General features: G+C 41.2%; 10 protein-coding genes. 9 read left to right on the top strand and 1 reads right to left on the bottom strand.

All coding sequences use genetic code 11. From position 1 onward, the window contains the following. The first annotated feature begins 12 nt into the window (after positions 1-12). The 9 genes from FXF36_RS08285 (at position 13) to ltrA (ending at position 15,016) form a co-directional block, all read left to right on the top strand. Positions 13-540, top strand: a complete 528-nt coding sequence (locus FXF36_RS08285) for a transcription repressor NadR (protein WP_151623307.1) — start codon at positions 13-15, stop codon at positions 538-540. A gap of 104 nt (positions 541-644) precedes the next feature. Continuing rightward, entirely contained in the window at positions 645-1,319 is a 675-nt protein-coding gene (gene ung, locus FXF36_RS08280) for a uracil-DNA glycosylase (RefSeq protein WP_151623306.1), read from the top strand. A gap of 172 nt (positions 1,320-1,491) precedes the next feature. Continuing rightward, the gene (locus tag FXF36_RS08275) at positions 1,492-3,942 is read left to right on the top strand and encodes an ATP-binding protein (RefSeq protein ID WP_151623305.1); all 2,451 of its coding nucleotides are present in this window, start codon (positions 1,492-1,494) and stop codon (positions 3,940-3,942) included. 21 nt (positions 3,943-3,963) lie between these two features. Next, entirely contained in the window at positions 3,964-4,728 is a 765-nt protein-coding gene (locus tag FXF36_RS08270; RefSeq protein WP_151623304.1) for a response regulator, read from the top strand. Positions 4,729-4,784: 56 nt separating this feature from the next. Beyond that, complete coding sequence (locus tag FXF36_RS08265; protein ID WP_151623303.1) at positions 4,785-6,842, top strand: methyl-accepting chemotaxis protein; 2,058 nt, start codon at positions 4,785-4,787, stop codon at positions 6,840-6,842. A 208-nt stretch (positions 6,843-7,050) separates the two neighbouring features. Further along, on the top strand, positions 7,051-8,136 hold the full coding sequence (locus FXF36_RS08260) for a metallophosphoesterase family protein (protein ID WP_151623302.1): 1,086 nt from the start codon (positions 7,051-7,053) through the stop codon (positions 8,134-8,136). After that, complete coding sequence (locus FXF36_RS08255) at positions 8,133-10,805, top strand: AAA family ATPase (RefSeq protein ID WP_151623301.1); 2,673 nt, start codon at positions 8,133-8,135, stop codon at positions 10,803-10,805. The genes FXF36_RS08260 and FXF36_RS08255 overlap by 4 nt, the downstream gene beginning before the upstream one ends. A 231-nt stretch (positions 10,806-11,036) precedes the next feature. After that, positions 11,037-13,070: a methyl-accepting chemotaxis protein gene (locus FXF36_RS08250; protein ID WP_151623300.1), complete on the top strand. Its 2,034-nt coding sequence runs from the start codon at positions 11,037-11,039 to the stop codon at positions 13,068-13,070. Between the two features lie 551 nt (positions 13,071-13,621). Further along, complete coding sequence (gene ltrA, locus FXF36_RS08240; protein WP_151623299.1) at positions 13,622-15,016, top strand: group II intron reverse transcriptase/maturase; 1,395 nt, start codon at positions 13,622-13,624, stop codon at positions 15,014-15,016. A gap of 145 nt (positions 15,017-15,161) precedes the next feature. On the opposite strand, the gene FXF36_RS08235 is transcribed toward ltrA, so the two are convergent. Continuing rightward, positions 15,162-15,434 (bottom strand): hypothetical protein, encoded by a 273-nt coding sequence (locus tag FXF36_RS08235; protein ID WP_151623298.1) that lies wholly within the window; start codon positions 15,432-15,434, stop codon positions 15,162-15,164. Positions 15,435-15,461 lie beyond the last annotated feature (27 nt).

Genomic DNA, 15,461 nt, shown 5'->3' with positions numbered 1-15,461 from the left:
AGGGAGGATACAATGGACGGACAGGCTAGAAGACAAAAGATAATAGAGATAATTCAGAAATCTGATAAGCCTGTATCTGGAACAGCGCTTGCTGAGCAGCTCAATGTGAGTCGCCAGGTTGTTGTTACGGATATCGCCCTTATCAGAGCAAATGGTGTGGACATCACTTCCACCAACAGAGGCTATGTAATCAATCAGAGCAATAAATGCAAACGCATCATTAAGAGCAGACACACTGATGATCAGATATTGGATGAGCTTTTTGCTATTGTTGATAATGGAGGCTGTGCCGAGAATATTATCATCAACCATCGCTATTATAATCGCCTTGAGGCTCCTTTAAATGTTAGCTCACGCCGTGAAGCCAAGGAATTCATGGCGGCCATCGAATCCGGAAAGTCAAAGTCATTAAGCTCCGCAACCAGCGGCTACCATTACCACGTAATCAGCGCTTCCGACGAGGAAACCCTCGACGTAATCGAAGACGAGCTGAAGGCAAAAGGTTTCTGGTTAGAACTAGACGACTGGATTTTACAATAACTAAGCAAGTAACTATCAAGCTCTGGGTGTTGCTGAAGGAGACATGTAGTCGACAAAAGCAATACTCAGGCTTGAGAGTGTGACTTGCGTAAATAGGAGAATACATGGGAGCTATAAGCAATGATTGGCTGGAGCCACTGACTCCAGAATTTAAGAAACCTTACTACAAGAGTTTGTATGAAACTGTAAAAAAAGAATATCATGAGGGCCCTGTCTACCCACCGGCAGACGACATTTTCAACGCCTTCGACTTCACACCTCTCTCAGAGGTGAAGGTGGTAATTATAGGGCAGGATCCATATCATGAGCCAGGTCAAGCTCACGGCCTTTGCTTTTCAGTAAAGCCAGGAATTAAGACACCACCATCACTGGTGAATATCTATAAGGAACTCCATGATGATCTGGGCTGTTATATTCCAAACAATGGTTATTTGGAAAAATGGGCACGCCAGGGTGTATTGATGCTGAACAATGTGCTGACAGTAAGGGCTCATCAGGCAGCAAGCCATAAGGATATTGGCTGGGAACAGTTCACTGATGCAGTTATTGATGTGCTGAATAAGCAGGACCGCCCAATAGTGTTCTTACTTTGGGGCTCGCCAGCAGCAAAGAAATGCGCAAAGCTAAATAACCCAAATCATTTGATTTTGAAGGCTCCGCATCCATCTCCACTATCAGCCTATAGAGGTTTTTTCGGATGCAAGCATTTCAGTCAGACTAATGCATTTTTAGAGTCAAAGGGACTCACTCCAGTCGATTGGCAAATCGAAAATCTATAATGAATTTGAAATCAGAAGCCTAGCATTTGCAAACATTGTAAATGCTAGGTTTTTTCACAAAAACTTCACCTTTTTTACATTGTGTGGCTAGTATTTTTCAATTATAGTTATATTAGACTAATTTACGCTAGGGGATTGTGTGCAATCCTTATTGAAACAATGTAGGAGCAGTATGTTAAGGAAATTATTAGCATTTATAGGACATTTCTTTAGCCCGGATTTACCAACGGATCTTATCCTGTTTAATATCATAACGATAGTGGGATTTTTGGGTGGTATAATTGCTATTCCATTTAATGCAATTAATGGAACCACGCCAGCCCTTTCGATAGTAATTTTGATGGCCATTTCAATGGATGCTGTTTGCATCTACATGGCCAACTACCGCAACAGACTGAAGAACAGCATGATTGCAATCTGCTTCATAGTAGGAATTTTGATTTTCCCAGTGATGTTTTTCCTGACAGGTGGAATTAACAGCGGTATGGTCTGCTGGTTCTCCATGGGAATCATCTTTATTTTCATGCTTTTGGATGGCATGGATTTTGTGTTCATGCTCATGACGGATATTGCTATCATCATAGGCTGCTACACTATTTCATATTATCATCCAGAATATGTAACTGATTTGGGCGCAAGGAAGAGTGTGTTCTTTGATGTTATCCAGTCGTTACTTATAAGTGCTTTTGCAGTTGGTGCCATTATTAAATTTCAAAAGTCTATCTATGTTGGACTTTACAAACAGGCATCAATCAATAACGATGATTTGCTTGAGAAAACTCTTCAGGCAAAGAAGGCTGAGCGACTTGCTCAGACTGCAACAGAAGCCAAGAGTAACTTCCTTGCAAATATGTCTCATGAGATTCGTACCCCTATCAATACTATCATGGGTATGGATGAAATGATTCTTAGAGAGACCTCAGAGAAGGTGGTTGAGGAGTATGCGCTTGATATTAAGACTGCTTCCCAGAATCTTCTTTCCATTATAAATGATATCCTCGATATCACTAAAATCGAGTCAGGTAAGATGGGTATCATCAAGGGTGAGTATCAGTTCATGAGCCTGATGCATGACGTGCTGAACAACGTCACTTTAAGGGCGAAGGAAAAGGGACTGGATGTTAAGCTTGATATTGCAGATGATATACCTTGTGATATGCTTGGCGATGATATAAGAATTAGACAGGTACTTACCAATATCATCACAAATGCGGTAAAATATACAGAGGAAGGTTTTATTGAAATTTCAGCCAAATGCCATAGAAATATTTATGACAATACTGTAGATTTACGCTTCTCGGTTACAGATACTGGAATAGGTATCAAGAAGGAGGATATCAAGCGAATGTTTGAATCCTTCGAACGCCTTGAGGAAAACCGAAACAGAAATATTGAGGGAGCAGGTCTTGGAATGGCGATTACCCAAAATCTTTTAAAGATGATGGGAAGTAACCTTGAGGTGAACAGTGTTTACGGTAAGGGATCTACATTCTCTTTTGTTATCAATCAGGAGATTGTTAACGGAGAAAATATAGGTGATTTCAATCAAAAGCTGAAACAGCTGACTGCTAATTATGAATACAGCACCAGCTTTGAAGCTCCAAAGGCAAGATTTTTGATAGTTGATGACAACACTATGAACCGTAAGGTTTTTGCAGCATTGCTAAAGGATTCAAAGGTTCATATAGATGAGGCAGCAGGCGGTGAAGAATGCCTGTCGATGATTAAGAGAGAGCATTACGATATGATTTTCCTTGATCATATGATGCCGGGAATGGACGGAGTTGAAACCTTCAAGAATATGGCAAATCTTGAGGGAAACAAGTGCTTAGGTACACCTGTTATTGCTCTTACTGCAAATGCCATTGCAGGTGCCAAGGAACGTTATATTACCATGGGCTTCCATGGCTTCCTTTCAAAGCCTATCGTTCCAGCACAGCTTGAGAAGATGATTCGTGATTTCCTTCCAGAGCATTTGCTTGAATATCATGAGCCTGATGCAAAGGATGAGGCACGAAGGAATAGAGTTCGTCAGGTTGAGCTTCCGGATGTGGAGGGAGTCGATTGGGATTATGCATTGCTACACTTCCCAGAGGCAAACATGGTATTTCAGACAGCCGTAGATTTTTACGATTCAATTGGCTATGAGCGTGAGGAAGTTTTAAACTTTTACAATTCATTAGATGATGGCTTCCCACTGGAAGATTATCGTATAAAGGTTCATGCGATAAAGAGCATGGCAAATACAATCGGAGCAACTGCTCTTGGTGGTCTTGCAAAGCTGTGTGAGTTTGCAGCAAGGGATAATGACATTGAGAGAATCAGAGTCCTTACACCAATTCTTTTAGAGGAAATGGATGTGATGAAGGACAGATTATCAGTGCTTAACTCTGATGTAGAAAAGCCTCTTTTGGAAGATATGGATGAGCTTTTTGCATTGCTTGAAATGCTAAAGATGTCTATCAAATCACACAATTCCGAGCAGGGCGACAACATCATGAAGCAAATCATGGCGTTTTCATATCCAGCGGATATACAGGGTAAAATAGAGCACCTCAATCTTCATATAGTAAACCTTGAGGACGAGGAAGCTTTGAACGATATTTACGACCTACAAAAGTAATAACTTAAGGAGAATATACATATGCGAAAAATACTTATTGTTGGAGACTTCAGCAGTGACACATCTGAAGTGAATTCCTATCTCGAAAAGCACTTTCATACGCAGCTTTGCACAAACAATGCAAAGATAGTTCGAAGCATGCTTAAGCTCTACATTCCTGATCTTGTGCTTATGGATATAGACGACTTTGAGAATATTCACGGTGAGATTTTCGAAGCAATTCAGGAATACAATCCAGAGCTTCCGGTTATCACCTATGGACGTGAAAAGAAAAAGCAGATGTTTATTACCTACTACTATTCAGGACAGTGCAAGCATATTGTTCAGGTGAGTCGTGAGGTTTTAATCCGTGAAATTTGCAAGGAATTCAATATGAATGCCGATGCAATTTTGAATGCGGTTGTAGACAACGACAAGAAGCACATCATCGTTGTGGATGACAATCCGGTGCTTCTCAGAAACATGAGAAACATGCTTCAGGACAAGTATCGTGTTACTCTTGCAACTTCTGCCGCTCAGTGTATGAAGGCAATGGGACAGGATAGTCCAGACTTGATAATTCTTGATTATGAGATGCCTGTTGTAGATGGAAGACAAACTCTCGAGATGATTCGTTCAGAGGAGGATTACAAGGATGTTCCCGTAATTTTCCTGACAGGAATTGCAGACAAGGAGCACGTAGACGCTGTGCTTGACTTAAAGCCAGCTGGATACTTTGTAAAGCCACCAATGCAGACAAAGATTATAAATGCAATCGAGAATATCTTTTTAAAGCAAAGTGAATAAGAAATTAAGGGGAGAATAGTGGCACCGTTATGAGGCAACCATGAGGAGGTCTACTTATGAGTTTTAGGAAGATTGGAACTAAGATGCTGGTCATGATTTTACCAGTATTGATTTTGGCTCAGCTTGTACTTACAACAATTTCAGCTATTTCCAGCCATAATCTGGTAAATGAAAAGACACAGGACGCCATGAGCGCTGAACTTCGTGCTAATATCAATCAGGTTGAGGGTAACCTGCGAGATGTGCAGATTCTTGCAAATGCCATTGCTATCAGTGTGGCTAATTCATACACATATACTCAGTGGGATGCCTACCAAAAAATGCTGGAGGACATGATAGCCACGAATGACATTGTACTTGGCTCTGGTATTTGGTTCGAGCCATACGTTTATGATCCAGAGCAGCAGTATTATGGACCATACGTTTACAAGGATGGCAATTCAAATGTCACTACTTGGGAGTACAGTAATGCAGAGTATGACTACTTCAATCAGGAGTACTATACAAATGCTATGGCTTCTGATTCTGCAGTAATTACTGACCCATACTATGACCCTTCATCAGGAAAGGTTATGTCTTCCTGCTCAGCACCGATAGTTGCCAGTGGCAAGAAAATCGGATGCATAACTGTTGATATTGAATTGACAGCTATCACTGAATTGATTGGCAATGTTAAGGTTGGAGAGTCAGGCGTAGGAATCCTTACAGCAGCCGACGGTATGCTTATAGCTGGTCATGATGAACAGATGGTTCAGAATGGCGACAGCATTTTAAATGACGCAAATGCTTCCTTTGCAGCAATGGGGCAGGAGGTAATTTCCAACGAAACAGGCCTTGCAACCTATATGGATGGAAAGACAGAGTACAAGGTTTACTACGATACAATTGCTGAGACTGGATGGAAGTTTATGATTTCCATTGAGGCTTACGAATTGATGCGCCCAATCTACAAGCTTATTAATATTCTGATTGCAGTATGTATATTTGCTATAGCTATAGCTATTTTGTTTATTGTTCTTGCTATCGGTGGTGTAGCAAAGACTATCAAACGTGTTCAGTCATTTGCTACAGAGTTGGCAAGTGGAGATTTTACAATTGATTCGCTTTCGGTTAATGGACGCGACGAGCTTGCCGTTATGTCCACATCTTTGAACGAGATGTACGGTAACAACAAGGGCGTTATTCAAAGTATTGCAGATTACTCAGTCGATATTAATGATTCAAGCTCTAAGCTTAAATCAGCCGCTCAGGATTTAAAGATAGAGTTTGACAAGATTGTCGACATTATGACATCGGTGAATTCTGATATGATGAATTCATCAGCTGCAACAGAGGAGCTTTCCGCTTCAGTTGATCAGGTGGCAGAATCAGCTGACAGCCTTAATGTTGAGGCAAAGAGCAGCCTTGATCTTGCTACTGATATTAAGAAACGTGCTGATGACATTGGAAAGAACAGTCAGGAAGCTTTTGATAAATCCCAGACGCTACAAACTAATTTCCAGAACAAGCTGGAAGATAGTATTGCTCAATCGAAGGTTGTTGAAAATATTGGTGAGATGGCAAGTGTTATCGCAGATATTGCAGATCAGATTACATTGCTTTCACTGAACGCTTCAATCGAAGCTGCCCGCGCTGGTGAACAGGGCAAGGGCTTTGCTGTAGTTGCTACTGAAATTGGAAAGCTGGCAGGCCAGACAAGCGATTCTGTTGAAAAGATTCAGGAAACAATTTCAGCTATTCAGGAGGCATTCGAGGGACTGGCAACAAATGCCAAGTCACTTCTTGATTATGTTTCAGGAACAGTTACACCAGATTATAAGAAATTCGTTTCAGTAGCTGAAAGATATGGACAGGATGCTCGGTCCTTTGAGGAAACCTCGGAGAAGCTTTCTGTAATGACTGATTCAATCCAGAATATTATGAGTGAGGTTAGACTGGCTCTACAGAATATCGCAGAAGCTACGCAGAATACTGCTGCTAATAGCGGAATGGTTATGGACTCAGTTGAGAACCTGTCAGAGACTGTCGGCGAAATCAATGACATGTCAGACAAGCAGAATGATATATCAGCTAACTTATCAGAGGTTGTTAGTAAGTTTAAGTTGAATAGTTAATAGAAAATAGAGGTGAGGCCGTATGAGCATACGGTCTCACTTTTTTATTTGGACAAAGGTATGTTAGAGCTAGCATTGCTAGTAGGCATCAAGCTCTTGGGGCTCTGAATGAGGCATGTAGCCGAAGTAAGAGACCTAAGGCTTGTAGCCGTAACTAGCAATATGATAAAATAAGGTAAGTTTGGGGAAATAATGTTAGGGAGATTGTATGCGAATTATTCACTGTGCAGATCTGCACTTAGACTCAAAAATGGAGAGTAATCTGGATAAAGAACAGGCATTGCTTAGACGCTCAGAGTTGATTGAGACTTATGAGCGTATGGTGGACTATGCCCATGAGAATCAGGCGAGAGCTATTCTGATTTCCGGAGACCTTTTCGATAAAACTCACATTCGTAAAGAAGTTAAAAAGCGTGTTGTGGAACAGATTGTAAACCACCCTGAGATAGATTTTTATTATCTCAAGGGAAATCACGACCGTTGTGACTTTATGGAGGAGGGAATTGATGAGATTCCTTCTAATTTTCATATGTTTACAGATGAAGGCTGGACAAGCTATGCCTGCGAGGATGTGGTTATCACAGGCATGGAGCTTAATGCTTCAAATGCCACTACACTGGCCCAGCGTTTGGTCCTTGATTCAGCTGCAACAAATATCGTCATGCTTCACGGACAGCAGTCTGACTATGATGGCAAGGATGGAGCAGAGATTGTAAACACTACAGCTTTAAAAGGGAAATTTATCGATTACCTTGCTCTTGGTCATGTTCACAAGTATATCTTTGAGCAGCTGGATGAGAGGGGTGTCTATTGCTATCCAGGTTGTCTTGAGGGACGTGGTTTTGACGAGACTGGTGACAAGGGCTTTGTAGTCCTTGATATTAATGATGGCAAAATTGAATCAGAGTTTATTCCATTTGCAAAGCGCCGTCTCCATGAGATAACAGTTCCAGTTACTGCGGATATGGATTTACAGCGTACTGTAAACAGGGCGAAACGTTACCTTGACGATGTGGACCCACAAGATTTGATTAAATTTGTTTTGACTGGTGAGCGTGAACTTGATGACGAGCTTGATATTGTTCGCTTTCTTCACCTATTCGAAAATAAATATTTCTTCGTAAAGTGTTATGACCGCACGAAGACTTTGGTTGATTACGACAGCTTTCAATATGACAAGTCTCTTAAGGGAGAGTTTGTGCGCCTTGTTCAGGCACAGGATATGGACGAGGACGAGAAAGCAAAGATTATTGAACTAGGCATCAGAGCCATTATGGGGGAGGATGTAGAATGAAATTAATATCATGTTACATTGCCCATTTTGGCAAGATAGAAGATTTTAAATACAATTTTGAGGACGGCTTCAATTCAATCCTTCGGGAGAATGGTTGGGGTAAAACCACCTTCTCTGTTTTTATGAAGGCTATGTTCTATGGATTGGAGTATTCGCCAAACACCAAGAAAAAGCTTTTAGAGCGCAATCACTACCTTCCATGGGATGGCAGTGTCTGTGGTGGAAATATTGTTTTTACAGCCCGTGATAAGGAATATCGAATCGAGCGAACCTTCGGAAAGACTGACAGAGAAGATACTTTTGCTCTTTATGATAATGTTACTGGATTGATTTCTAAGGATTTTTCGGAGAATATTGGCGAGGAGCTTTTCAGGGTAGACAGAGATTCTTTCGAGAAGAGTGTCTATATTCCACAGGCATCTATTGCTACAGCTATGACAGATTCTCTCAATGCGAAGATGGGAAATCTTGCAGCTGCAAAGGATGATATTAGCAATTTTGATGTGGCATTAAAGAGCATTAAAGATGCCAGAGTTGAATATACCCGCAACAGCAAGATTAATCCAGGAAAGCTTTTTGGAATTCGACAGGAAATTAACAGATGCAAGGAAGAATACGAAAAGCTTCCTGCAATAGAGGAAAGTGCCGAGGCTATGAGCTGCCTTGTTGAGGAAAAACAGGCTACACTTGATGAACTTGGTGCAGAAAAGATTAAACTGGCAGAGAATATCCAACTCCAGAGTAAGAAGGAGCAAGAACTGGGTGCCTACCGTATTCATAAGGAAAATCTTGCCCGTGAGCAGGAGAACGTGGCAGCGCTTGAGGCCTATTTTAAAGAGGGGCTCCCATCCGAGGATGAACTGGATATGTTGGAGCAGACGGAGAGAGATTTGGCTGTTCATGAGCGTACCATGAAGGTACTTATTGATGAGCAGGAGAGAAACAAGGCTCCGTTTGAGAAACCATTTGAGACAAGAATTCCAGATGAAACTGAGTTTGCCATCTGGAACAAAATGGCCGCAAATCTTTCTGAATTGAAGGCGAAGGCTGAGCATTCAAGACTTTCAGAGGAATCACAGAAGCAGCTTAATGAATTAAAATTCTTCTTTGGAAAGCTGGTTCCTTCTGACGAGCAGCTGGCTCACATAGAACGACAGACCACTCAGATTACCGGTCTAGAAGCAAAGGTAGAACAGAGTAATGAGCGACTCATCACCCTTATTGCTGAAAGGGATGCCGAGGAGAAGCACAGCAAGAGCAAGAGCATTTCTGTTTGGCATATTTTAGGAACTACGCTTTTAGTTATTTTTATCGCCTTCGGTGTATTTTTCAGTACTCTTTTTGATGAATATCTTGGAAGAATATTTGAAATCGGTAGCTTTATCGCCGCGGTGATTGATGTAATACTAATGCTTGTCAGTGGACGAAGAGCCTATAAAAATAGATTGGACATTGCGGCAGAGTACGAAGAACGCATTTCGGAAGAGGAAAGCGCACTTGAAGTAAGCAGGCTTGAACTTAGAGAACTTCAGGAGGAATGCGAAGAATTTCTTTCTCATTTCCTTCTAACCAGAGCTTCGAGCATGCAGGAAAATGTTTATGAAATCAGGCGTAAGCTGGATCAATATCGACATCTTACAGACGAGGAACAATCTCGTCATCAGGAGGCAGAGAGTACATTTGATGAGCTTGCTGATTTGCAGCTGGAGCTTTACACCAAGATTCAACCATTTGCATCAGCTTATGGTATAAATCTTTACGATAAAGGCGGAGAATATGAATTTCTTGCTCAGCTGAAAAAGGATGCAGAGAAATACACGGAGTATCTGGTGAAGACTGAGGAAATCGCTCGCCATCAAAACACCATTACTACAATGACTATCGACATTAACAATGTGCTTAGTAGGTACCCTGTTGATGAGAACTTGGACAGAGCAGACCAAGTGCAGGAGATTAGCTTGAAGAAGCGTGAATATCTTGCTATCACAGAGCGAATCAAGAATCTGAAAGAAGAAATTTTAAGATTTGAAGCTGAGTATGATGTTAACGAGCAGGTTCAGTCGGTGGATGATTTGCAGCAGCAACAGAATTCTTTGGATGAGCAAATCATGGAACTCAATCGACAGATTATGCAGGAGAAGGACAACCTTTCACAGGCCCTTGAAGAGGTGGAACGACTGTCGGATATTTCTGAACAGCTGGAGCGTCTTGAGGTTAAGGAAAAGGAATACAAGAAAAATGCAGAAATCCTTTCTAAAACAGAGGACCTCCTGCAGAGAGCACGTGAAAGCTTTCTTTCAAAATACATGCAGCCGCTTCAGAATGGTTTGCATAAGTATTTAAGTCTTCTGGACAGTCCAGAGGGAACCCAGTCAGGCTATGCCATCGATGATTTTGAGCTTGATATGGATTTGAACATAAAGCTTTCGTATTCGGGAAGCACAAAGAGTGCAGAGTACCTTTCTCAGGGCTATCAGGATCTTGTAGCATTATGCTCTCGCCTTGCCCTGGTAGATGTCCTCTATGCCGACGAGAAACCAATTTTGATTTTGGACGACCCATTCACAAATCTCGATGACAAAAAAATAAAGGAGTCACTGAAACTCCTTCATAAGATTGCTGCGGATAGGCAGACGGTATATTTCACTTGTCATGATTCGCGGCTATAAAAAAAGGGGCTGTTAAAAAACTCCCCTAAAAAGGTAAGGAGTGAAATCTTCGGATTTCACTCCTCTTTTTTTTGTTGTGCATTTACTTCCAGAAGTGACAGACAAAATATTAAAGGAATAATTAAAGGATATCTATAGTAAAAAATGTTTCTTTTGTGAATTGCATATACAATTTAACATTTTGATTATACAATGATTTTATATTGTATCACTATTTAGGAGGTATACATAATGGCACAAGTAAAAACATCTGAACTATCCGTAAAAAGAAGTATTGGTAAAACATTACTGTTTTCTTTGGTTCCAATTATTTTAATTGGTACAATAAGCATCATTGGATTTCTTACCTATAGTGCCCGAAGTATCATTACAGAAATTGCTTTGATGGATTTAATGGCTGAAACTGATTCCAATTCTAGAGCACTTGGAACCAAATTTCAGATGCTTACTTCTAAATTCGGCGAGTATTGTGACACCTTAGAACAGGTATATTTTGAAGATCATGATGCCATGCTCAAATATATTGAGCCATCAACCAAATATAAACCTGTTGAAAATTCAGGTATTTACATAGGTTTTTCGGATGATACCTATTTGTTTGCTAATGGTACTATTCAGGCCGCTGACTGGAAACCAACAGAGCGTGGATGGTATGCAGCCGGAGTTGATAATGAAACTTTTGTATGTATCGAACCTTATGTAGATTCAACTACTAATGAGTTGTGCGTTACATATGTAAGAAATATCAATTTCTATGATGGTCAGTTCGGTGTTGCAGCTACGGATGTATTCTTATCAAAACTTCAGGAAGAGGTAGCAGCACTTACACCTATGAAGACTGGTGGCTCTATGGTATTGGCTGGTGATGACATTATCAGTTACTTTGACCCAACACTAAATGGTACTAAGGTTTCTGAATCAGGAAACACATACCTTGAAGAAGTTAAAAAATATGCTGAAGGTGAGCCTACAGATGTAGTAAAAATATATCAACCTACAGCTAAGGAAAATTACTATGTTTTTGCCAAGGCTATTCCTGGAACACCATGGGTACTTGTATCTTCTGTTTCAGAAGATGATGTAATGAAGGATGCTAACAAATTTACCAATATTGCAATAATAGTAATGATTCTTCTTGTAATTGTTATTATTTCAGTCATATTAATCACAGTTAAAAACATTATCACAAAACCTGTAACAATCCTTTCTGATAGCATTCACAAGATTTCAGAAGGTGACTTTACTACAAAGATGCCTAAGGACAAGGGTGATGAAATTGGTCTTATCAGTCGAGAGATGGATAGCTTTGTTTCTATTATGAATGGCGCTATCAGTTCTATTCAGAGCAAGGCTGAACAGCTTCAGGCCGATTCAGAAACCTCTAAAAATGCATCAGGAAAGATGAGTAGTGAAGCTACTGACCAGTCTGTTTCAATGGGACAGATTCAGGATACAATGGATGATATTTCCAATGCTGTAGCCGAACTTGCTGAAAATGCAACAAGCCTTGCTCACGCAGTTTCTGACTTGACTGATAATGGAAATTCTACAAACGAAGTAATGCTAAATCTTGTAGATCAAGCCAAGATTGGGCAGGAAGATATGACCGCTGTTCAGGAAAACATGAGTAAAATTACTGAATCCATGAGCGAAATGAACGATGTAGTATTAACTGTTGGAGATTCAGCGAAACAGATTACAGATATTGTTCAGATGATTGATTCTATCGCAGAACAGACCAATCTCCTTTCTCTTAACGCTTCTATTGAAGCTGCAAGAGCTGGTGAGGCTGGAAAAGGATTTGCAGTAGTTGCTGATGAAATCGGAAAGCTTGCTCAGAATTCTCAGGATGCTGCAAAGGAAATCGGCGATATCATCCGCCAGATTACCGGACTTATCTCAGATTTGGCTGACAAGTCTCAGCACAACACTGATTCTATTAATGAAAGTGGCTTAGCCGTAGAAAAGGCTGGTACAAGCTTTAATAAGATTTATGAAGATTTGAATATCGCTGCGGAAACTATGAAGAACATGATAAACATGATGGGCGAGGTAAACGACATCGCATCATCAGTTGCAGCTATTTCACAGCAACAGTCAGCAAGCTCAGAAGAAATATCAGCTACAATGTACACTCTTACCGAAAGTGCTAATCAGATTGCCTCTGAAAGCCAGGGCGTAGAAACTGTAGCAAATTCCGTATCAGATTCAGCACTCTCCATCAATGATGAGCTTTCACGCTTTAAGATTGATTCTGATCTGTAATAAATGTTCCTATTTGAAATCGTTATATACAAAAAAATGGCTGCCCCCTGAATTTATCAGGGGGTAGCTCTTTTTGAATGTGCGCCTAGCGGCGCACGTTTCTAACGGGTTAAAGTCCTGAATCCGCCCGGTAGTGGGAAGGATATAGCCGAAAGCAAGGGTGTCCGCCGTGAGGCGGAATCTGAAGGAAGCTGGATGTGGGGAACATACTAACCCACGGGCAAATCTCCGGTCTGACGTACAGAAATCTCATACGAGGTTATGCATGAGGGTAAGGCTGCATTACAAGTCGAAGCCCAATAACTACACGGAATCATGCATGATAAATGAGGCAGATGGATGGAGAGGAAGAAACGTGTGGTACCTAGGGAGGTCTGTGTGAAACGCTCCGAAAGGAGTAACCACCGTACAAGGAAACGAGGCGGTGCTGAACACGCAGAAGTCAGCAGAGGTCATAGTAGGGATATGGACATGGAAACATGGACATGCTAACTGAAGGACCGAATCAATAGGAGTCTTAAGTATGACCGAGAAAGGAGGAATGACTGTTAATGGCAGAAAACATTGATAATAATGGCTGTTCGCAAAGAGATAGTGCGGAACACGAAGGGTATGCGAAAGCGCTTAGGTCATTCAATCGGATATGGAAAGAAAGAGACAGTGCACAGCCGAAGCTCTTGGAAGCGATACTGTATAAGGACAACTTTAACAGAGCGTATAAAAGAGTTAAGGCAAACAAGGGAGCGCCAGGCATTGATGGAATGACTATCGAAGAGGCACTTCCGTACCTTAAGGAACATCAGCAGGAGTTAACTGACCGCATATACCGTGGTAAGTATACTCCATCGCCAGTCAGGCGAGTTGTGATTCCAAAACCAGATGGAGGTGTGCGTAAGCTTGGCATACCTACCGTGATAGACCGAACACTCCAACAGGCAATAACTCAACAGTTAGTGCCAATCTATGAACCATTGTTCGCGGATGGAAGCTACGGCTATCGTCCAAACAGAAGCGCAAAGGACGCTATACAGAAGGTAAAAGAATACGCAGAACAAGGTTACACTTTTGCAGTAGTCTTGGATTTATCAAAGTATTTCGACACCTTGAATCATGAAATCCTTATCAAACTGCTCAGAAAGAATGTGATGGATGAACGTGTAGTTCAGCTTATAAAGCGTTATCTGAAAAGTGGTGTAATGGAAAACGGAGTGGTCATTGATACAGAAGAAGGTTCACCGCAAGGTGGGAATTTATCTCCACTTCTTGCGAATATCTACCTCAATGAGTTTGACCAAGAGTTCCTGAAAAGAGGTGTGCCCTGCATAAGATATGCAGATGATATCGTTCTTCTAGCGAAAAGCAAAAGAGCATCAGAGAGACTCTTGGAAAGCAGTACGAAATATCTCGAAGACAAACTGAAGCTAACGGTTAATCGTGAGAAAAGCCGTACTGTAAGCGTGTTTGCAATCCGAAATTTTAAATTCCTTGGCTTTGCATTGGGAAGGAACGGGAGTGGCGTTTTCGTCAGAGTTCATCCAAAGTCATGGAAGAAGTTCAAGTCAAAGCTGAAAGATTTATCTTCCCGTAAGTCTGTGCAGTCCATCAAGCCTAGTCTTGAGAAAATCAAGGTATATGCGAGAGGATGGCTTAACTACTACGGTATAGCAAGCATGAAGTATAACATAGACGATATCAATGGGTGGCTCTATCACAGAATACGTATGTGTATATGGAAACAGTGGAAGAAGCCAAAAACTAAAGTACGCAATCTCATAAAGATGGGCGTGCCCAAGGACTTGGCGCATATGGCTGGAAACAGTCGGCGCGGACATTGGTTTACCACACATACAGTCGCAGTCAACATGGCAATGACAAAAGAAAGACTGATAAACAGTGGCTTCTATGATTTAGCCACAGCCTATCAGTCTGTGCACGTCAACTATTGAAAGCGCCGTATACCGAACGGTACGTACGGTGCCATGAGAGGACGGCGGTTAGCCACCGCCTCCTACTTAATTGGTTATTTGATTTTAATAGGAAAAACAGGAAAGGGGCTGTTAAAAAACTCCTATAAAAAAGGTAAGGGAGCTGTTAAAATTTCGGTCGTTGACGGTATTCGAGGTGTCCCTCACGTACCCATTCATGAACGATGGAGCGGTCGATTCCGAATTCTTCCGCAACCATCATCTCATTAACATCATAATTGTCATTAATATAGTCTTTTACCTTTGGAAAGAGTTCTCTTTTCATACACTCTTTGCAAAGGTCATAAGGTGAATTGACAGGGATTCTGCGGCCGCACTTTGAGCAGTGCTTGGTCACAGGCCCCTGTTCATTTAGGAAATTTAGTCTTGACTTTTTCATAATTGCCACCTCATCAGTCACCTTCGG

It is taken from the genome of Pseudobutyrivibrio xylanivorans (assembly GCF_008935055.1).
In the GTDB taxonomy this organism is placed as follows: Bacteria; Bacillota; Clostridia; order Lachnospirales; family Lachnospiraceae; genus Pseudobutyrivibrio; species Pseudobutyrivibrio xylanivorans_A.
This window is presented reverse-complemented; position numbering and strand designations above follow the sequence as displayed.